Consider the following 18,897-nt stretch of genomic DNA (forward strand, 5'->3'; position numbering starts at 1 on the left):
CGCCGTCTGGATCAAAGCTTGTAGATCAGCGCCGCAAGCGCGACCACCGCCACCGTTGCCCAGCCGATCCGGTCCACATAGGTACGCAGCACGCTTTCCATGCGTGCGCCGCCCCACGCCATCAGGCCGGCAACGAGAAAGAAGCGCGCCCCCCGCCCGATGAAGGACGCCAGCGTGAATGGCAGCAAGGCCATCGACGCCACGCCGGCAGCGATGGTGAACACCTTGTAAGGGATCGGCGAGAAGCCGGCGATGAAGATCGCCCAGAAGCCCCAGGCGTCGAACCACGCCACCGCCTGTTCGTAGGCGCCCCAGTAGTTCGAGCCGCGCAGCCAGGGCTCGATCGCGTCGAAGGCAAAATATCCGATCAGATAGCCGAACAGGCCACCTGCCACCGAGGTCAGCGTCGTAAGCAGAGCGAACCACCAGGCGCGCCGGGGGTTCGCCAGGCTCATCGGCGCCAGCATCACATCGGGCGGAATCGGAAAGAACGACGACTCGGCAAAACTCAGGCCGCCCAGCAACCAGGGCGCGCGCGGGTGGCGCGACCAGCGCATCGCCCGTTCGTACAGCGGCGAAAAAATCTTCACGTCACGTATTCCCTGAAACATTCTCGACCTCGCACCCGGTCGAGCGCGAGGGCGCAATGATACCCGCACGCCCCTGCCAGCGATGCATTCCACCTTGCCATGCAAAACGAGTTGCGCAATGACGGCGCAGTGGCCAGAATCCTGCGTTCGACCCAATCGCCTCGTTTTGGGGCACTGACGTGTCAGCCACCATGCCGATCCGCTTCTTCAAGCCCTTCTCCCTGCGACTGGTCCTGATCGTGCCCTATGTGGTGCTCGTCATCGGCCTTGCGATCGCGATTGGCATGCTTTCCTATTCGGCGGGCAGCCAGGCCGTCGCGACGGTGTCGTCACATCTGCTGCTGGAGACCGTCGGGCGCATCGCCCAGGCGGTCGACCGCCACATCGTCGGCTCCAGTGCCGTACTCGAGACAGCCTTCCCGACCGGCGTGCCGGCGCCGCAGTCCATCGAGTCGGACTTCCACGAGATCCGCAGCCGCTTCTGGGTCGCCACCACGCTGCACACCGACCCGAACAACTATGTCTATTTCGGCAACGAGGCGGGCCAGGGCCTGGGGTTGTTCCGCCATACCGCCGACGAGGTCGAGCTGCGCATGAAGTTGCGCCCCGACGAGCACAGGGCCATCTACACCTTCAGCGGCATCGACGGCCCGCTGCAGTTCCAGCGCCGCGAAGCCAACCTGTTCGACCCCCGCACACGCCCCTGGTACGCCGACGGCAAGCGCAACAACGGCCATACCTGGACCTCGGTCTACATCGACTTCGGCACCCGCCAACTCGTCGCCACGCGCGCGCGCCAGGTTCATACCGCGAGCGGCAGCTTCGACGGCGTCGTCGCGACGGACGTGTCGCTGAAGGCCCTCAACGACTTCGTCGGACGCCTGAAGGTGTCGCCCAATGGCGTCGCCTTCATCATCGAACCGGACGGCAATCTCATCGCCTCGTCAGCCAGCCGCAACGTCGTCACCCTGCCCGATGGCAGCAGCGGTCGCCTCAACGCGGGCCGCAGCGATCATGGCCTGCTCAAGGCCGCTTACGACACCGTGCAGGGGCGCATCGCCGCGCGCGACGACAAGGACCTGCCGCGCGTATTCGACTTCCACACCGCTGACGGCAGCCTCGTGCATGCGGCATTTGACCGCATCCGCGATGACGCCGGGCTCGACTGGGTGATGATCGTCGCGATGCCCGCCAGCGACTTCCTCGGCGGCGTACGCGAGAACGTCAGCCGGACCATCATCCTCGCGACGCTGGCCGTGCTGTTCGCGATCTTCATCGGCCTCAGCATCCTGGGCTGGGTCTCGGACGATCTGCGCCGCCTGACCGAGGCGGCCCGGCGCGTGGGCAATGGCGAACTCGACGCACCGGTCGGCATCGAGCGCCGCGACGAGATCGGGGCACTGGCCCGCAGCTTCGAGACCATGCAGAACCGCCTGCGCACCGACCGCCTCACCGGGCTCGCCAACCGCGAAGCCTTCATGGACCAGTTGCGCCGGCGCATCGACACCGCGCGCGAGGATCGCCGCAAACACGGTCTGGGCGTGCTGTTCATCGACCTCAACGGCTTCAAGGCGATCAATGACACCTACGGCCACGACGCTGGCGACCGGGCATTGCAGGAAATCGGCCGGCGCCTGTCGGACCATGTGCGTGAGAACGACCTCGTCGCGCGCTACGCCGGGGACGAGTTCGTGATCCTGCTCGACCCGGTGGACGATCGCAGCAGCCTGTTGAGCGTGCGCAGCCATATCGAACGGAGCCTGCGCGAACCGCTGGAATCCATCGGCAGCCCGCACAGTCCGGTAACGAGTGGCGGCGCCGTCGGCGCAGCCCTGTTCCCCGAGGACGGCGACGAGGCCGAGGGTCTGCTGAAGAGCGCCGACCGCGCCATGTATGCAGACAAGCATGGCGAAGCGGGAACGACCTGAAGCCACGCGGCAAATTCTCCTGTCAGGTTTTTCAGCCCCGTCCGACTTGAAGGGTACGCGCGCTTCGTTGCCTGCCTTCCCCGCGGGAGAGATCTGATAGTAAGGCGAAGCGCGCACCATGATCGGCACGACCGAGGAGATTTCTTGCTGGCGCAGAAGATGGATTTTGAACAACTCGCACGCGACTTTCGCCCGCCGATGCTGCGCTTTGCACAACTGCATCTTCCGCGTCGCGAAGATGCGGAGGACGCGGTACATGACGTGCTCACGGCAATGCTCGCCACCGACTGGAGCAAGGTGAGCGAGGGTGGGATCAGGACCTATCTGTTCGGCATCCTGCGTCACAAGATCACCGACCGCCTGCGTCACAAGTACCGCGGTGAGATCGCATGCGGCGAGGTGTTCGAGGATGATCTCGATGACATGCTGTTCACGACTCGCGGACACTGGTCGACCGGGGTTGCCCCCGGCCTGTGGAGTTCCCCCGACGGGCAGCTTGAAACCGAGCAGTTCTTCGCCGTCGTCGATCTCTGCGTCAACAGGCTCCCGCCGAAACCGGCCCGCGTGTTCAGCATGAGGGAGTTCCTCGAATGCGAGGCCGGGGAGATCTGCAACGTGCTCGGCCTGACGCAGGCAGACTACTGGCAGTGCATGAGCCGGGCACGCAAGCAGTTGCAGTTGTGCCTGAACCAGCGCTGGTTTGGAGGACGCACATCGTGATGACGTGCAAGGAATACATTTTCAAGCTGACATCGGGACAACTCGTCGACGCCGGCCTCATCGAGCGCTTCTGGGCCGGACAGCACCGACTCATGTGCCGTCGGTGCCGCACCTTTACCACCAACGACGAGAAGCTGGGCAAGGCAGTACGCGCCTACAGGGCCCACCTCGACGGCGCTCCGAAGGAGTGACCGGGCCGCTCAAGGCAGCTCGCGAACTCGCACGAACACCGGGAAGCGCGGCAGTCCGCCGCCCGTGAGTTCGCGGTAGCGATAGGTCACCTCACTGCCGACCGCCGGCGGATTACGCCGGTCCGCGTCGCTCAGACCGGTGCCGATGCGAAAGCGCCGGCCGTCCGGCCTTTCCACCTCGAGCGCGCCAACCACCTTGGCGTATTTGCCGCGCCCCGGCAGATGCCCGACGACGCGGGCCTCCGCATCGAGGAAGGGCGTCAGCTTGAGCAAGGCCTCGCTGCGGCCGTTATCCCAATGCGCGTCGGCCCGATGCAGCATCAGCCCTTCGCCACCCGCCGCAAGGACTGTGTCGAGCGTTGCCGCGAGCGACGCGGCATCGGCGACGCGGAACTGGGGAACAACCTGTAGCCACGGCAGCTCGGCCCCCTCGACGATGCGTTGCAGGCGCACCAACCGCTCGCCGAAGGTCCCGGCGCCGCCCGGGGTATCGAACACCATGTAACGCACCGAACGCCAGCCGGCCTCGTCCACCGCCTCCCGCCGCACGAGACCCGACAAGGCCTCGAAACGTCCGCGCCCGAGCCACAGCTCGCCATCGAGCGGCACGTCAGGCAGGGCAGCAACGAACCAGCCCGGCGCCGGAATCGAGCGGCCGCTGCGAAAGCGCAGGCGCCGCCCGTCCCAGCAGGCACGCACGCCGTCGAGCTTTTCGCTGACCCAGTAGCGGGCCGGATCGAGTCCTTCGCGCCAACGACCGGCGAGCATGGCAGCGGGCGGAACGTCGTCGCCGGCGATGCCGGGATGGATGAACGCAAGGCCCGCGCAAATGATGGTGCGCAGCGTGCGACGACGTGCTGGAGAGGGGTGGAGGAGCTTCATCTGGCGCTTATGGGGCGGGAACAGGCAGCGCCATAATAATGTCATTTCCATAACCAGATCAGCTTCGGGCGCAAATCGCCTCGCCCGCCCCTGCCCCTTCCCCGCCGGAAAGCGGATAATCCGCGGCGCCTGCCATGAACACCCGAACCGTGACCGACGCTACGTCCTCCCTGCCCCCCGCCCTGCTGCTGATGGGACCCACCGCCAGCGGCAAGACCGCCTGCGCGCTGGCGCTTGCCCGGGCGCTGCCGATCGAGATCATCAGCGTCGACTCCGCGCTCGTGTATCGCGACATGGACATCGGTACGGCCAAGCCGAGCGCGGCGGAACGGGCGAGTTGCCCACACCACCTGATCGACATCGTGTCGCCGGAAGAGGCCTATTCGGCAGCGCGCTTCCGCGCCGACGCCGTGCATCTGATGGCCGAGATCACCGCCCGCGGCAACATCCCGCTGCTGGCCGGCGGCACCATGCTGTACTTCAAGACCCTGCGCGATGGGCTCTCCGACCTGCCGCCGGCCGATGCCGAGCTGCGCCGCGCCATCGACGAGGACGCCGCCGCACGCGGCTGGCCGGCGCTGCACGCCGAGCTTGCGCGGCTCGACCCCGACGCCGCCGCCCGACTCGAACCGAGCGACGCCCAGCGCATCCAGCGCGCGCTCGAGATCGTGCGCCTCACCGGTCGGCCCCTGGCCGAAAGCTACGCCCGCAAGGAAGATGACGCCCTGCCCTGTCGCCTGCTGCCGATCGCGCTTGCGCCCTCCGACCGCAGCGTGCTGCATGTGCGCATTGCCGAGCGCTTCGACGCCATGCTGCATGCCGGCTTCGTCGACGAAGTGCGCCAACTGCGCCGCAACTACCACCTGACGCCGGACATGCCCTCGATGCGCTGCGTCGGGTACCGCCAGGCCTGGGAGTACCTGGATGGCGACATCGGCTACGACGAGCTGCGCTTCAAGGGCATCGCCGCCACGCGCCAGCTGGCCAAGCGCCAGCTCACCTGGCAACGTCAGTTCCGCGAGACCTGGCCAGGCTTCGTCGAAGTCGACTGCCTGCGGCCCGACCTCGCCGACGCGGTCGGCCACGCCGCGCTCAGGCTGCTGGGCCGATAGGCGCCTGCCACCCGACAAACCACCCGCAAGGAATCACGAACATGGACCAGCAGATCATCGACGACATCAACCAATGGCTGGACGAAGTGGTCATCGGCCTCAACCTCTGTCCCTTCGCTGCCAAGCCGCGGCGCGAAAAGCGCGTGCGCATCGCCATCAGCCATGCCACCGACGAGGAAGCCCTGCTCAACGACCTGCAGGCCGAGCTCGAGCGCCTGTCCGACACCCCGGTCGAGGAACTGGAAACGACCTTGCTGGCGATCCCCGACATGCTCGAGAACTTCGAGGACTACAACGACTTCCTCGACGCGGTCGACCTGTGGGTGGAGCAGTTCGGCTGGGAAGGCGAGCTGCAGGTGGCCAGCTTCCATCCGCAGTACCAGTTCGCCGACACCGAGGCCGACGAGCCCGGCAACCTGACCAACCGCTCGCCTTGGCCGATGCTGCACATCATTCGCGAGGAAAGCCTGGAACAGGCCGTCGACCACTACCCCGACGTCGAGGGCATCCCCGAGCGCAACATCAAGCGCATGGAGGCACTGAGCAAGGACGAGAAGCGCAAGCTCTTCCCCTACCTGTTCGGCTGAAACCTGCCCATTCTGGGACCTTGGCCGGTCGCGGACGAAGGAGTAGAGTAGCTGCAACGAATCCGGTTTTACCTACCATTCAACAACCGGAGTGCGCCTATGTTCCCTGAGTACCGCGACCTGATCACCCAGCTCAAGACCACCGATCGTCACTTCCTGCAGTTGTTCGACAAGCACAACGCGCTCGATCAGCAGATCAAGAATATCGAGACGCATATCGAGCACGCCACGCATGAAGAGGTCGAAGTCCTGAAGAAGCAGAAACTGCTGCTGAAGGACCAGATGTACGCGATCCTGAAGAAAGCCGAATCCCCCGCCTGAGGATCCGGCAAGCGAAGGACGGCAGGTTTGCCGAGACGCCCCCCGAAGCCAGATGGCTGCCCGGGGGCTTTTCGTTTCCGCAGCGCGCTCAGGTTTCAACGCCGGCCGGCTTCACGTCCAGCTCCATCGCCTCGCGCTGCCTGCGCGCCAGCAGCGAATACACCGTCGGCACCACGAACAGCGTGAAGAAGGTCCCCAGCAGCAGGCCGCCGACGATCACCCAGCCGATCTGCTGGCGGCTCTCTGCCCCCGCACCGGTCGCCAGCGCGAGCGGCACCGAGCCCAGCACCATCGCCCCGGTCGTCATCAGGATCGGGCGCAGGCGCAGCACCGAGGCCTCGATCACCGCGTCCACCAGCTCGCGCCCCTGCTCGCGCAACTGGTTGGCGAACTCGACGATCAGGATGCCGTGCTTGGTGATCAGGCCCACGAGCGTCACCAGGCCAATCTGGCTATAGACGTTGAGCGTGCCGCCGGTCAGCCACAGCGCGCCGAGCGCACCGGTCATCGACAGCGGCACCGTCAGCATGATGATGAAGGGGTCGCGAAAACTCTCGAACTGCGCTGCGAGCACCAGATAGATGAAGGCCAGCGCCAGCATGAAGACCAGCGCCAGGCTCGCCGAGCTGGTGCGGAACTCGCGCGACTGCCCGTCATAGTCGGTGGCGTAGCCCGCCGGCAGGATGCGCGCCGCGGTCTGGTCCATCCACTGCAGGGCCTCGCCCAGCGCGTAGTCGGGCGCGAGGTTGGCCGAGATCGTCACCGAGCGACGCTGGCCGAAGTGGTTGAGCTCGCGCGGCGCCACCGCCTCGCTCACCTTCACCACGTTGGCCAGCGGCACCATCTCGCCATTGCGCGCACGCACGAAGATGTCGCGGATGTCACGCGGATCGGCCCGGCTGGCGGCGGCGACCTGCACGATCACGTCGTACTGCTCGGCATCCTGCTTGTAGCGGGTGACCTGGCGGCCGCCGAGCATGGTCTCGAGCGTACGGCCGATGACGTCGACCGGCACGCCGAGATCGGCCGCGCGGTCGCGATCGACTTCGACGGAGAGTTCCGGCAGGGTCAGCTTGAGGTCGGTGTCGGGCGAGATGAAGCCCGGGTTGTTGCGCATCTCGTCGAGGATCAGCTCGGTATAGCGGGCCAGTTCGTCGTAGGACTCGGAGGTCGACACCACGAAGCTCAGCGGCCGCGAGCGCGGACTCTGGCCGAAGGATGCCGGCATCACCGGGAAGGCATTCACGCCGGGAATCGCCCTCAGCTTCGGCCCCAGTTCCTCCGCGATCTGCGCCGCACCGCGTTCGCGCTCGCCCCAGTCGGTGAAGCCGACGAAGGAAATACCCTGCGAGACCGTCGGATTGCCCGCGATGACCAGATAGCGGTCCACCTCGGGCAGGCCGGCATAGATGTCCTCGAGTTCGCGCGCATAACGTCCCATGTAATCGATCGTCGCCCCTTCCGGGCCGCTGAAGATGCCGATCACGCGGCCGCGGTCCTCCTGCGGCGCGAGTTCGGTCTTCAACTGGCCCATCAGCAGCACCGAGGAGCCGGCGACCAGCGCGAACACCAGCATCACCAGCCAGCGCGCCTTCAGCGCCGCCGCCAGCACGCCACGGTAGCCCTCGGTCATCCAGTTCAGGAAGCGCTCGATGCCGTTGTAGATCGGGCCGTGCCTGGGCTCGTGGCGCAGCAGCTTCGAGCACATCATCGGCGACAGCGTCAGCGCCACGAAGCCGGACACGATCACTGCGCCGGCCAGCGTCAACGCGAACTCGGTGAACAGCTTGCCGGTGCGCCCGGTCATGAAGGCGACCGGCGCATACACGGCAGCCAGCGTGATCGTCATCGCCACCACCGCGAAGCCGATCTCCCTGGCGCCCCTGAAGGCCGCGGCCACCGGTTCCATGCCCTCCTCGACGTGGCGGTAGATGTTCTCCAACACCACGATCGCGTCGTCCACCACAAGGCCGATCGCCAGCACCAGCGCGAGCAGCGTCAGCGTGTTTATCGAGAAGCCGAACGCGAACATCAGCGTGAACGCGCCCACCAGCGACACCGGGATCGTCACCAGCGGCACCAGCATCGCGCGCCAGTTGCGCAGGAAGAACAGGCACACGCCCGCCACCAGCAGCACCGCCTCCCAGATCGTGGCAAACACCGCGTCAATCGAGCGCTCGATGAACACCGTGGTGTCGTTGGCGATGGTCATCGACATGCCCTCGGGCAGCTCGCTCTCGAGCCGCGGCAGCATCTCGACCAGCCCCTGCTTGAGATCGAGCGGATTGGCCGTGGCCTGCTTGATGAGACCGATCGAGATGGAGGGCCTGCCCATGAAGCGCACCGACGTACGCTCGTTCTCGGGCGCCACCTCGACGCGGCCGATGTCGCGGATGCGCACCGGATAGTCGGCGGCGTTGGCCGGCTGGCGCACCACCACGGCCTCGAATTCGTCCACCTGGGCCAGATCGGTGCGCGCCACCACCGCGAATTCGCGCTGACTGCTTTCGATGCGGCCAGCGGGCAGCTCGACGTTCTGGCCACGGATCGCGTTCTCGATCTCCTGCACGGTGAGGCCGAAAGCCGCCAAGCGGTCGCGATCGAGCCAGATCCGCATCGAATAGCGGCGCTCGCCGAACACCCGCGCATCGGCCGCGCCTGGCAGGGTCTGCAGCCTGGGCTTGATGATGCGGCTGGCGAAATCGCTCATCTCCAGTGGCGAATGCCGGTCGGACGAGAAGGCGACCCAGATGATCGGGTTGGCGTCGGCCTCGACCTTGGCGATCACCGGTTCGTCCACGTCATCCGGCAACCGGCGCCGCACGCGCGACACCCGGTCGCGCACGTCGGCCGCGGCACTGTCGGCGTCGCGCTCGACCCGGAAGCGGATGGTGATCTGGCTGCGCTCGGAGCGGCTGATCGAGGACAGCACGTCCACGCCCTCGATGCCGGCCAGCGAATCCTCCAGCGGCTTCGTCACCTGCGACTCGATGATCTCGGCGCTGGCGCCGGTATAGGTGGTATCGACGGTCACCACCGGCTCGTCGATGTTGGGATACTCGCGCACCGTCAGCCGCGAGTAGGACATCAGCCCCACCAGCAGCACCAGCAGCGACAGCACGGTGGCAAACACCGGGCGCTTGATGCAGATCTCGGAAATGACCATCGTCGCGGCTTCCTGTAGCTCGTCGGGCCCGGCGCTCAGCGCGCGGCAGCCGCGGTGTTCTGCGGCGCCTGCAGCACCTTCACGGGCGCACCGTCGCGCAGCTTGAGCTGCCCGGCGGTCACCACCTGCTCGCCCGAGGCAAGCCCGCTGACGATCTCGACCACCGCCTCGCGCCGCACGCCTGTCGTCACATTCACTCGTTGTGCCTTGTCATCCGCCACACGGTAGACGAACTGCACGTTGCCCGGCGCCGGCACCAGCGCCGCCTCGGGCACCACCAGCACGTCGGGCCGCTCGGCCAGGATGAGGCGCACACGGGCGAACACGCCCGGCCGCAGCCGCCCATCCGGATTGGGCAGACTTGCGCGCAGGCGTACGGCGCGCCCCTGCGCATCGACCAGCGGGTCGATCGCATCCACGCGCGCGGCAAAGGTCTCGCCCGGCAGCACGTCGCTGGCCAGTTCGAGCGACTGACCCGGCTTCACGCGGTCCAGGTACAGCTCTGGCAGGCGAAAATCCACCTTCAGCGTGGCGATGTCCTCCAGGTTGATCAGCGCGTCGCCGTCCTTCACGAAATCGCCGGGACTCACGCTGCGGATGCCGACCACGCCGGCAAAGGGCGCGCGGATCTGCGTGCGCTCGAGCCGGGCCTGCGCCAGCGCCACGCCTGCCCGCGCCAGCTCCAGCTCGGCGCGGGCGTTGTCACGGCTGCTCTGGCTGACGAACTTGCGCGCGAACAGGTCTTCGGTGCGGCCGAAATTGGCCTCTGCCAGCGTCAGCTTGGCGCGCGCCTGTTGCAGCTCAGCGCGCTGCACGGCGGCGTCCAGTTCGACCAGCACCTCGCCGCGTTTCACCGCCTCGCCATCGCGAAAGGCGATGCGCGAGATCCGCCCTGCCACCTCCGGTCGCAGCACCACCGATTCGTTAGACACCAACGAGCCCACCGCCGTCACATCGTCGGCCATCGCGCGCGCCGCCACCAGCGCCACCTCCACCGGGACCGGCGCATTCTGGCCCGCGCCGCCCCCTGCCTGCTGTGGCACCGCGCTGCGGCTACCTGGCTGGTTGGCGTACCAGGCGTAAGCCACCAGGCCGGCAAGACCGATGACGCACAGGGCGATGACGAGGGGACGACGAGAGGACATGGCGATCCGCTTGGGCTACGAAAAGGGGAAACCCCGCGATTGTCACACAGGGTGGCGAGACGGCGCTGAAGGCTGACAGCGCACGCGGGCCGCGAGTTCATGGACCGGCGAAAATCGAACTGTCCAGAGGTCTCCGGGCATTCGCAGATCGGCCATGACGGCGCCCAGCGCCCCTAGTCACGGGATTCGGCGGTCCTCTCAGGCGAGTCGTACTCCAGCAGCTGCAGGGTGCGTACGTCCCGTTCGCCGCCGTAATACTTGTCCAGCACTGCACTGAAGCACGAGTCGCCATCCGCAACCGCGTCGAACAAGCTCATGCAAGAGCGCAGCTTGAGCACGTCGGGGTAGCCGAAGATCTCCGCCGCCGAACGCCCGTGCAGGTCGAGCAAGCGCTGCGCGCACTCACGCAGGCGGGCACCCAGAGTCGGATGTGCGAGGTAGGCTCGGGCCTCCGCGCAACTACGGATGCCGTAGAACCACGCCGTGGGGCTGTTGCCGAGCCCGGCCAGTTGCGGGAAAACGAACCACATCCAGTGCGAACGCTTGGACCCCGCACGCAACTCGGCGAGGGCCTCGTCGAACACGGCCGCCTGCGCCGTCACGAAGCGCTCGAGATCGAAAGGATCGGCATCGCCTGCCGCACGCCCGTCCGTCGTCATCGCCGTTCTCCACGCAGACTCGCACCGGCTTCGGTGCGAGCGATGTCAGTTCCAGTGCCCTCAGCGCAGCTGCTCGCCCAGCCGGTTCAAGTCGGCATCGCGCAGATGCGTCAGCAGTGCGCTGCCATCGGGCGCGACGCGGAACTCGCCCCAGCGGGCCGCCTCGTAGCGGTCGGCCGTGCCCTCCTGGAAGAAGAAGGCATTCGGGCCGATCGTCGGGCGCCCGTCCCGCTGCCGGATGCGCATCGCCACGGCCTCGCCGGCGGGCCGCTTGTCGGACATGCCCGCCAGGCGCGCGCGATCCTGCACGTCCAGCGTGAGCACCGCATAGCGAGCAGGTGTCGCGCGTCGCGCAGGGTCCGGCGCCGCCAGCTCGTTATCGATGGCGAAGCGCAGCGCCATGTAGTCGCCCTGCATCAGCGAGCGCGGATCCACCGGAGCCAGTTGCACCAGCACGACGCGACCCTGCGCCAGGGTCTGCTCCCTGTCGTGGATGGCCTTCGACGCCGCACCCAGCACCAGGGCAAGCGCCGCGAGGATGGCGGCAGGAACGTGGCCTGCAGGCTTCATGACACGTCTCCCGGATTCAAGCGCCGCAACCCGCTGCGCACGGCCAGCAGGGCCACGCCCCCCAGCGCCAGCAGGCCCGACTTGTGCAGCAGGCTGACGTCCATCAGATAGTAGAACTCGCCAACGTAGAGCACGGCCGCCAGCAGCGCGAACGCGGCGAGCGTGCGCTGGCTGGCCTGGAATGCAGCAAGGAACACGATCGCAGCCACGATCAGCCCCGGCGCGGCCTGGAACGCCAGCACCCACAGCAGCGCCACCACCGCGACCGTCAGGCGCAAGCGTTGCGACACGCCCCGCAACAGATATGCGCCCAGGGCAAACAGCACCAGCGCAGACCCCGTCGCCAGCCAGCCCATGCCGCCGGCAAAGCCGGCATGGCCGACAAAGGCAGCCGCCCACGCATCGCCCCGCGCCAGCCTCAGAATGGCCGGCAGGGCCAGCGCAGCCACGCCCGCCGCCAGCATCAGCGCGCCAAGCAGTCCGCCGCGCGGATGCGCCGTCCAGCGCGGGCGCGTCACGCACGACCACGCCACGCCCGCTGCCAGTGCCACGCCCAGAGCCTCGACGCCCGGACCGGTACCGACCAGCACGCCGACGTCAAAGATCAGGATCAGGCCGCACACCACCCGGTGCAAGCGACTCGCACGCGGCAACAGCATCGCCCCCGTCACCAGCACCCCGAAGCCCGCCAGCTGTCGCTGGTTATCGAACACCAGGTCCCAGCGATCCCCCAGGGCCCACACCAGCAGGCCCTGCCCCGCAAGGGAGAACGCCAGCGCCATCTGGTTGGTGAACAGGCCGTCGCGGCGGAACAGCCAGATGGCCGTCGCGCACAGCAAGGCTCCCGCCACGCCGCGCACCAGCGCCGTGGTGCCGAATCCGGCCAGCGGCAGCGAGACGGCCGACATGATCAGCAACGAAGCGAACCACGCCGCCAGTCCCTGCAGCAGCATCAGCCACCACGGCCCGGGCCGTCTGGCCAGCAATGCCGCGTGGCCCGCCGCATCGACGATGCCGCGTTCGCGCAGCACGTCCACAAGCTCCGCCTCGGTCGCCCTCATGACGTGGCCTCCTCGCCCCGGCCCTCGCGATGAAGGCGCATCAGCCACAATCCTGCCGCCGCGGACGTGAAGATGACGAAGAGCCCCAGCCCGTTCAGCGCCAGAAAACTGCGTCCGTCGAGCAACTCAGCCAGTCCAGCCGTCAGCACCGCGATCGTGGCGTAGCTCAGCAGCGCGAGGATCGCGATGTCCTGCCGCAACGCCCGATACACGATCGCCCCCACGAGCGCTGCCGCGGCGAACACTACCAGGCCCGGTCGGAAGGCCGTCTCGAACCAGCCGGCGACCGCGGCCACGCACAGCGGTGCCACGACCCCGATCGCGGCCAAGCGTGGTATCCAGCGCCGCGGCTCCCCAACAAGCACGCGTCCGAAGGCCTCGAACATCAGCAGCACGAGCAGGTTCAGCCCCGCAATCGCCAGCAGCGAACGCAGATGGAACAGGCTGTCGATGTAGCCCCAGACGGCCGATTGCGGCAGCGCACGCAGCATGGCCGCGTTGACGACGACCAGCCACAGCGCCCAGCAGGCCGACGAGCGCGACAGGAGCGCGAAGGGCAGCATCAGGACCGCCCACGCCGCGAACAGCTCCCAGACGTCCGCGCCGGTCTGGTAAGCCTGACCGATGAGGGCCAGCAGCGCCCCGGTCGCGATGCAGGCGCCGAGCAGCGCGGCGCGGAATGCGACATCGCGCGGCCTGGCCCACAGTGCGACCAGTCCGCAAGCCACCAGCGCGGTCGCCGCGAGGCCGAACTTGGCGAAGCGGTGCAGGGCATCCCAGTTGTAGGCGAAGAAGAACACCAGCGCGGCACCCAGCAGCAACGCGCCGCCGAAGGCGAGCAGGCGGTCGAAGGTCCGCAGCCACTCCCGCGGCTCGGGCTGCATCGGCGCCTGCGCGACGGCCTGCCCGAACTGCGCGGGGGTCAGCGCAGCGGCCTCTGCGAGGCCGAGGATCTGCGCACGTTGTGCGAATGTCCAGCGCATGAATGGGACCCCGAAAATGAAGATTGCGTAGCGTAGCAGCAAGAAGGCCGCCCGGCGCCACGGAGGCCCCGGCAAGCGCTATGCTTTGTTCGTTGCCATCCGCCAGGCCGATCAGGTCGATGCCGAACACGCCGCCCGCGGCCACCACACCTCCGGTCACCGCCGCATTCCGCTTCTACGAGGAGCTCAACGACTTCCTCGCGCCCCAGCATCGCCGTCGCGAGTTCGAGGCCCGCTGCGCCCGCGCCGCCACCGTCAAGCACATGATCGAGGCGCTCGGGGTGCCGCATACCGAAGTCGAGCTGATCCTGGTCAATGGCGAGTCCGTCGGCTTCGACCACCTGTTGCGCGACGGCGACCGCATCTCGATCTATCCCCGCTTCGAAACCTTCGACATCACCCCCCTGCTGCGCGTGCGGCCGCAGCCGCTGCGACAGACGCGCTTCATCGCCGACGCCCACCTCGGCGGCCTCGCCCATCTGCTGCGCCTCACCGGTTTCGACACCCTCTATGACAACGGCTACGACGACCCCGAAATCGTCGCCATCGCGGAACGCGAGGGTCGTATCGCACTCACCCGTGACCGCGAGCTGCTCAAGCGCCGAACGCTCACGCACGGCTGCTTCGTCCATGCGCTGAAGCCCGAGCAGCAGGCCGCGGAGATCTTCACCCGCCTGGACCTCGCCCGCAGCGCACGGCCCTTCTCGCTGTGCCTGGAATGCAATGCGCCACTCCGCCCGATCGACAAGGCCCTGGTCGCAGAACGGGTACCGCCCGGCGTGAGCGACAGGCAGAGCCGCTTCTCGACCTGCGACCGCTGCCGCCGCGTGTTCTGGGAAGGCTCGCACTGGCGACGCATGCGCCAGATCGTCGACCGCCTCCTCGGTAACGATGCATGACGATGCTCAGGGCTATTCAACCTCGCCCTGATCGTCGGCGACTGCGAGTGCCCATACGACCAGCACGCCGAACGCCAGGAGCAGAGTCCATTTCAGCCCCGAACATGCGGTGCTGGCGAGATACACCTGCGGCACGTCGAAGCGGGGCATCTCGGTAAGCCACGCATGCAGCACGTTCTCCGCCGCATCGAACAAGGCCGCCAGCGCCAGCACTGACGGCGCCAGACGGCGCAACCGGGGCGGCAAAGGCGTGAACAGTCCGGTGCGCGTCGCAAGCAGGTAGCCGAAGGCGCCGTAGGCGAACAGCAACGCAAAATCGACCGGCAGATGCGCGCGATAGCGCGCCAGATCCTCCGGCGGCCACACATGCACGATCTCGCCGAAAGCACGGGGCGACCACGCGAACTGCAGCACCACGATGCCCGGGGAAAGCGGCATCACCATCCAGGCCACGATGGCGGCCAGGATCACGACAAGCGCCGCACTTAACCACAGCGCGCCGCGTCTGCGGGCCTGATGGAGGCCGTACACTCAGCCCCCCATGAGCGACAGGTGAATATCGCTGCCATAACGCCGGATGATCTCGCGCTTGGCAGCGTGAAAGGCTTGGACGTCGGCCGCCTGCCCCGCCTTCGCCAGCCTGCGCCGCGCCAGTTCATCCGAGATGACATCCATGAACAGCTCGGCCAGCAGCAGGCGGGCCGAATCGCGGAAGCTGCCGCGGCCGTCGACGTAAAGCTGCACGGTGGGCGCGGCGGTGTTGATCAGGATGATGCGCTCCTCGGGGCTGTAAACCGCGCGGTCGGCGTCCTTCCCGAGGTAGCGGAAGGCGTAGCCGGCGAACAGGGCCTCGCCATGGTCGCGCGGCGGGCGGGCGTGGCCCACGTGCGGCCGCGGATGATGGCTGTGAGTCGACGCATGCTCGGCAATGACGATCTCGCACCACGCCAGGTAGCTGCCGACGCGGGCGAGGAGCTCGCCGCGGTCGCCGGGCGCAGCCCCGATCGCGGTCCATTCCACGACGTGCGCCTCGCGCAGATCGGCGAGCGGAATATCGCTTCGTACCGGATCGAGCTTCAAGCCCGAGCTGGTGGTGAGTTCCAGCTCGAGCCTGGCATCCCCTCCGAACTGCGCCGGGTCGAGCAACAGACGGACATGGAAAGCATGATCGGGCCGGCGGTAGTAGAAAGGGGTACTGAAGCGCAGCGGCGCGTGCCCGTCCTCCGGCGCCGGCACGTGCGCGCCGCCTGCAGCTGGCGGAGACGGCACGATGCCGAAATCGTGGATCGCGGCGCGGTTCATGCGCTGCAGCAGGTGATCGATCATGTGGGCGGTGCGCCCGGAAGTCGTCGCCCGTTCGATGTGGCTGAGCTTCTCCTGCTCGGCCAGCACGCAGGGCGCGATCATCCGGCTGACCGCCCGGGCGAAGGCCGCCACGAAAGGCGCCTTGAGGTTCAGTCCCGCGCGCTCGTCGCTGATGACGGCGACACCCTGCCCCAGCATGTCAGCCAGCGCGGGACAGCGGACGGTACCGAACAGGTACTCCGTACCCACCTGGTTCTCGTAGTCGAACAACTGGCAGTCCAGCACCGCGGTGCCAGCCAGCACCAGCAGGCCGTTGGTGCGCTCGTCGCCACGCGGAATCAGGTCTGCATCCAGCGCGCGCTTCAGGGTCAGCGCAAACGAATACGTCTGCCGCTCGTGCTGGAACTGCCCTTCCAGCTCCGGCCCGAGCAGCACGATCGCCGGCGGCTCCTCGAAGCGCAACGGGCCGCTGCGCTCGATCTCGACGCTGTCCTGCAGATGCAGGAGCTCGACCTGCCGTCGCCGCAGGATGTCGCGCAGATAGATGTTGTTCGCCAGCGCATGCACCAGCGCGCCGAACTGCGAAATGCTGACCTGGGCGCCGTCGATGACGATGGCAACGCGCGTGCCATGGTCGGCGATGGCCAGGCGCGCACGGTCGCGCTCGGTGGCGAACCGGTCCTGACCACCGTCGTCGTACAGGTACTCGCCCTGCTCTCCGCGGAAGAGCTCGATGCGCGACAGGCGTCCGTCGCGGATCGTTTCGATCCAGCCCGAGCCCAGCCCGAAGACGGCCTGCTTGAGGCCACGGCCGAAGAAGCCGCGCCCGCCGCCCAGCCCCCGCGCCAGCGGACTGTGCGCGCCACCGTAGCTGAGGATGGCGCAGGCCTGGGCGAAACGCATGCCTTCGGCCTCGTCGCCCACCATGACCAGTGCGCCGCGCCGGTGGCGCTCGTAATGGATCAGGATCTTCCCCGACACCGGCACGCCGGCGCCTTCGAGCCGGGCGTAGCTGTCGTCGCTGTTGGTGATCAGTTCGACCAGCGCCTTCTCGATGGAAGCAAAGCGCCGGGAATCGATGTCGATGACCCGCTGATCGACGGGAATTGCATTGACAGCCATCGTAGCCCCCCTGCCGCAGTCGGGCGCGGCGTGCGAACGGCGGGGCCATCGTCATTCGCCCTGCGCCTCGGAGCCAGTTTATCCCTCCTCACGCGCGGCGGGGGCTGCGTACGGCTGTGCCCTCAGCGCCGCCTGCACCTGCGCCGGAGGACGAAACCGTAGGCCAGCAGATTCACGATCACCACCACGCCGGCCAGCACGAACTGCGTGTCACGCGTGAGGTCGGCCGGATAGATCAGGGGCAGCAGGTAATGTTCGATGAAGCCGCCTTCGAAGCCCGCCTGCCCGGCCAGCACCCGCAGGCGGTTCTCCAGCGGGGTAAGGGGACAGAGGCCGCCGCTGAGCTCGATGTACACACCCCACACCACCGCAGGCAGATGCAGCAACGGCGCCCGGCGCCAACGCAGCGCGAGCAGGCCGCCGAGCAGGACGAAGACGATGAAGCCCAGGTGCAGCAGCAGGACGGCATCGGCAGCGAGGCGGTAGAGCATGATGCGGGTTCCGTTAACGCAAAACCCGGCGCACGGCCGGGTTTCGGGACAAGGTCGGCCGCACGGCGACGCGCTGCCTCGGCGAACCGCCGGCCTCAGCCAACGATGGTCTGCGCCTCGCCGTCCTTCCGCGCATCGATGCGACCGATGCGATGGACGGTCTCGCCGGCCGCCTTCAGTGCAGCCTCGGCCGCGTCGGCGTCAGCCGCTGCCACCACCACCGCCATGCCGATGCCGCAGTTGAACACGCGGTACATCTCCTGCACGTCGACGTTACCTTCCTTCTGCAGCCACTGGAACAGCGGCGGCAGCGTCCAGCTCGTGGCGTCGATGCGGGCGGTGAGTTCGTCGCGCAGGATGCGCGGCACGTTCTCGGTGATGCCGCCGCCGGTGATGTGGGCCATGCCCTTCACCACTCCCGGCTGCGCCTGCATCAGCGCCAGCAGCGGCTTGACGTAGATGCGGGTCGGCTCCATCACCACGTCGCGCAGCTTGCGACCGTGGAAATCGGCGTCGAGGTCGGGCTTGGCGACCTCGATGATCTTGCGGATCAGCGAGTAGCCGTTGGAGTGCGCGCCGCTCGAGGCCAGGCCCAGCACGACGTCGCCCGGAACGATCTTGCTGCCATCGATGATGTCGGCCTTCTCCACCGCGCCGACGGCAAAGCCGGCGAGGTCGTACTCGCCGGCCGGGTACATGCCCGGCATCTCGGCAGTCTCGCCGCCAATCAGCGCACAGCCAGCCAGCTCGCAACCCTGGGCGATGCCCTTGACCACGTCGGCGGCGGTGTCGACGTCGAGCTTGCCGCAGGCGAAGTAATCGAGGAAGAACAGCGGCTCTGCACCCTGCACCAGGATGTCGTTGACGCTCATCGCCACCAGATCCTGGCCGACGGTGTCATGCTTGTTCAGCTGGAAGGCAAGCTTGAGCTTGGTGCCTACGCCATCGGTGCCCGACACCAGCACCGGCTCCTTGAACTTCTTCGACAGCTCGAACAGCGCGCCGAAGCCACCGATGCCGCCCAGCACCTCGGGGCGCATGGTGCGCTTGGCGAAGGGCTTGATGCGGTCGACCAGCGCGTCGCCGGCTTCGATGTCCACACCGGCGTCGCGGTAGGAAAGGGAGGCTTGGTTGGAGGAGGTGGGTGCGCTCAAGATCGTTCCTC

Annotated in this window: 19 protein-coding genes; 7 read left to right on the forward strand and 12 right to left on the reverse strand. The window is 67.5% G+C overall.

All coding sequences use genetic code 11. From position 1 onward, the window contains the following. Nucleotides 1-11: 11 nt before the first annotated feature. Nucleotides 12-590, reverse strand: coding sequence for a YqaA family protein (locus CGK74_RS09815; protein ID WP_094268313.1), 579 nt, complete (start codon nt 588-590; stop codon nt 12-14). A gap of 179 nt (nt 591-769) precedes the next feature. On the opposite strand from CGK74_RS09815, the gene CGK74_RS09820 reads away from it, so the two are divergent. From CGK74_RS09820 to CGK74_RS09830, 3 genes are all read left to right on the forward strand, one after another. After that, nucleotides 770-2,518, forward strand: coding sequence for a sensor domain-containing diguanylate cyclase (locus CGK74_RS09820; RefSeq protein WP_240498682.1), 1,749 nt, complete (start codon nt 770-772; stop codon nt 2,516-2,518). Between the two features lie 144 nt (nt 2,519-2,662). Next, nucleotides 2,663-3,238, forward strand: coding sequence for a sigma-70 family RNA polymerase sigma factor (locus CGK74_RS09825; RefSeq protein ID WP_094268315.1), 576 nt, complete (start codon nt 2,663-2,665; stop codon nt 3,236-3,238). After that, nucleotides 3,238-3,429 carry a hypothetical protein gene (locus tag CGK74_RS09830; protein ID WP_094268316.1) on the forward strand — a complete coding sequence of 64 codons (192 nt, stop codon included), beginning with the start codon at nt 3,238-3,240 and terminating at the stop codon, nt 3,427-3,429. The genes CGK74_RS09825 and CGK74_RS09830 overlap by 1 nt, the downstream gene beginning before the upstream one ends. Before the next feature lie 9 nt (nt 3,430-3,438). Here CGK74_RS09830 and CGK74_RS09835 read toward each other — a convergent pair whose 3' ends face one another. Beyond that, complete coding sequence (locus tag CGK74_RS09835; RefSeq protein WP_240498691.1) at nt 3,439-4,356, reverse strand: DNA ligase; 918 nt, start codon at nt 4,354-4,356, stop codon at nt 3,439-3,441. 89 nt (nt 4,357-4,445) lie between these two features. Here CGK74_RS09835 and miaA point away from each other — a divergent pair, with 89 nt between their 5' ends. The 3 genes from miaA to CGK74_RS09850 all read left to right on the forward strand — a co-directional run bounded on the left by miaA (nt 4,446) and on the right by CGK74_RS09850 (nt 6,331). After that, complete coding sequence (gene miaA, locus CGK74_RS09840; RefSeq protein ID WP_094268318.1) at nt 4,446-5,423, forward strand: tRNA (adenosine(37)-N6)-dimethylallyltransferase MiaA; 978 nt, start codon at nt 4,446-4,448, stop codon at nt 5,421-5,423. Between the two features lie 41 nt (nt 5,424-5,464). After that, on the forward strand, nt 5,465-6,010 hold the full coding sequence (locus tag CGK74_RS09845) for a DUF1415 domain-containing protein (RefSeq protein ID WP_094268319.1): 546 nt from the start codon (nt 5,465-5,467) through the stop codon (nt 6,008-6,010). A 99-nt stretch (nt 6,011-6,109) separates the two neighbouring features. Next, nucleotides 6,110-6,331 (forward strand): HP1242/YdcH family protein, encoded by a 222-nt coding sequence (locus CGK74_RS09850; protein ID WP_094268320.1) that lies wholly within the window; start codon nt 6,110-6,112, stop codon nt 6,329-6,331. An 88-nt stretch (nt 6,332-6,419) separates the two neighbouring features. On the opposite strand, the gene CGK74_RS09855 is transcribed toward CGK74_RS09850, so the two are convergent. The 6 genes from CGK74_RS09855 to CGK74_RS09880 all read right to left on the reverse strand — a co-directional run bounded on the left by CGK74_RS09855 (nt 6,420) and on the right by CGK74_RS09880 (nt 13,915). Further along, the gene (locus CGK74_RS09855; RefSeq protein WP_094268321.1) at nt 6,420-9,497 is read right to left on the reverse strand and encodes an efflux RND transporter permease subunit; all 3,078 of its coding nucleotides are present in this window, start codon (nt 9,495-9,497) and stop codon (nt 6,420-6,422) included. Between the two features lie 35 nt (nt 9,498-9,532). Further along, a complete protein-coding gene (locus CGK74_RS09860) occupies nt 9,533-10,642 on the reverse strand; it encodes an efflux RND transporter periplasmic adaptor subunit (protein ID WP_094268322.1) in 1,110 nt (369 codons plus the stop codon). A 173-nt stretch (nt 10,643-10,815) separates the two neighbouring features. Continuing rightward, a complete protein-coding gene (locus CGK74_RS09865) occupies nt 10,816-11,301 on the reverse strand; it encodes a DUF1810 domain-containing protein (protein ID WP_094268323.1) in 486 nt (161 codons plus the stop codon). Between the two features lie 60 nt (nt 11,302-11,361). Beyond that, nucleotides 11,362-11,871 (reverse strand): GDYXXLXY domain-containing protein, encoded by a 510-nt coding sequence (locus CGK74_RS09870; protein WP_094268324.1) that lies wholly within the window; start codon nt 11,869-11,871, stop codon nt 11,362-11,364. Next, entirely contained in the window at nt 11,868-12,932 is a 1,065-nt protein-coding gene (locus tag CGK74_RS09875; RefSeq protein WP_094268325.1) for a DUF4401 domain-containing protein, read from the reverse strand. Before CGK74_RS09875 ends, CGK74_RS09870 begins: the two co-directional genes overlap by 4 nt. Beyond that, entirely contained in the window at nt 12,929-13,915 is a 987-nt protein-coding gene (locus CGK74_RS09880; protein WP_094268326.1) for a DUF2157 domain-containing protein, read from the reverse strand. The genes CGK74_RS09875 and CGK74_RS09880 overlap by 4 nt, the downstream gene beginning before the upstream one ends. Before the next feature lie 119 nt (nt 13,916-14,034). On the opposite strand from CGK74_RS09880, the gene CGK74_RS09885 reads away from it, so the two are divergent. Then, nucleotides 14,035-14,814 carry a Mut7-C RNAse domain-containing protein gene (locus CGK74_RS09885; RefSeq protein ID WP_094268327.1) on the forward strand — a complete coding sequence of 260 codons (780 nt, stop codon included), beginning with the start codon at nt 14,035-14,037 and terminating at the stop codon, nt 14,812-14,814. Nucleotides 14,815-14,826: 12 nt separating this feature from the next. Here the strand turns inward: CGK74_RS09885 and CGK74_RS09890 are convergent, their stop codons facing one another. From CGK74_RS09890 to purM, 4 genes are all read right to left on the reverse strand, one after another. After that, complete coding sequence (locus CGK74_RS09890) at nt 14,827-15,285, reverse strand: hypothetical protein (RefSeq protein WP_240498683.1); 459 nt, start codon at nt 15,283-15,285, stop codon at nt 14,827-14,829. 60 nt (nt 15,286-15,345) lie between these two features. Further along, nucleotides 15,346-17,241, reverse strand: coding sequence for an ATP-binding protein (locus CGK74_RS09895; protein WP_094268328.1), 1,896 nt, complete (start codon nt 17,239-17,241; stop codon nt 15,346-15,348). A 122-nt stretch (nt 17,242-17,363) separates the two neighbouring features. Then, nucleotides 17,364-17,732: a DUF2784 domain-containing protein gene (locus CGK74_RS09900; protein WP_094268329.1), complete on the reverse strand. Its 369-nt coding sequence runs from the start codon at nt 17,730-17,732 to the stop codon at nt 17,364-17,366. 95 nt (nt 17,733-17,827) lie between these two features. Continuing rightward, nucleotides 17,828-18,886: a phosphoribosylformylglycinamidine cyclo-ligase gene (gene purM / locus CGK74_RS09905; RefSeq protein WP_094268330.1), complete on the reverse strand. Its 1,059-nt coding sequence runs from the start codon at nt 18,884-18,886 to the stop codon at nt 17,828-17,830. Nucleotides 18,887-18,897 lie beyond the last annotated feature (11 nt).

The sequence above is a fragment of the Thauera propionica genome, assembly GCF_002245655.1.
Taxonomy (GTDB): Bacteria; Pseudomonadota; Gammaproteobacteria; order Burkholderiales; family Rhodocyclaceae; genus Thauera; species Thauera propionica.

What these genes read in the sequence shown, in the direction of transcription:
- CGK74_RS09830 (WP_094268316.1), top strand. Translation starts at nt 3,238, where the DNA reads ATGACGTGCAAGGAATACATTTTCAAGCTGACATCGGGACAACTCGTC.
- CGK74_RS09835 (WP_240498691.1), bottom strand. Translation starts at nt 4,356, where the DNA reads ATGACATTATTATGGCGCTGCCTGTTCCCGCCCCATAAGCGCCAGATG.
- miaA (WP_094268318.1), top strand. Translation starts at nt 4,446, where the DNA reads ATGAACACCCGAACCGTGACCGACGCTACGTCCTCCCTGCCCCCCGCC.
- CGK74_RS09845 (WP_094268319.1), top strand. Translation starts at nt 5,465, where the DNA reads ATGGACCAGCAGATCATCGACGACATCAACCAATGGCTGGACGAAGTG.
- CGK74_RS09850 (WP_094268320.1), top strand. Translation starts at nt 6,110, where the DNA reads ATGTTCCCTGAGTACCGCGACCTGATCACCCAGCTCAAGACCACCGAT.
- CGK74_RS09855 (WP_094268321.1), bottom strand. Translation starts at nt 9,497, where the DNA reads ATGGTCATTTCCGAGATCTGCATCAAGCGCCCGGTGTTTGCCACCGTG.
- CGK74_RS09860 (WP_094268322.1), bottom strand. Translation starts at nt 10,642, where the DNA reads ATGTCCTCTCGTCGTCCCCTCGTCATCGCCCTGTGCGTCATCGGTCTT.
- CGK74_RS09865 (WP_094268323.1), bottom strand. Translation starts at nt 11,301, where the DNA reads ATGACGACGGACGGGCGTGCGGCAGGCGATGCCGATCCTTTCGATCTC.
- CGK74_RS09870 (WP_094268324.1), bottom strand. Translation starts at nt 11,871, where the DNA reads ATGAAGCCTGCAGGCCACGTTCCTGCCGCCATCCTCGCGGCGCTTGCC.
- CGK74_RS09875 (WP_094268325.1), bottom strand. Translation starts at nt 12,932, where the DNA reads ATGAGGGCGACCGAGGCGGAGCTTGTGGACGTGCTGCGCGAACGCGGC.
- CGK74_RS09880 (WP_094268326.1), bottom strand. Translation starts at nt 13,915, where the DNA reads ATGCGCTGGACATTCGCACAACGTGCGCAGATCCTCGGCCTCGCAGAG.
- CGK74_RS09885 (WP_094268327.1), top strand. Translation starts at nt 14,035, where the DNA reads ATGCCGAACACGCCGCCCGCGGCCACCACACCTCCGGTCACCGCCGCA.
- CGK74_RS09895 (WP_094268328.1), bottom strand. Translation starts at nt 17,241, where the DNA reads ATGGCTGTCAATGCAATTCCCGTCGATCAGCGGGTCATCGACATCGAT.
- CGK74_RS09900 (WP_094268329.1), bottom strand. Translation starts at nt 17,732, where the DNA reads ATGCTCTACCGCCTCGCTGCCGATGCCGTCCTGCTGCTGCACCTGGGC.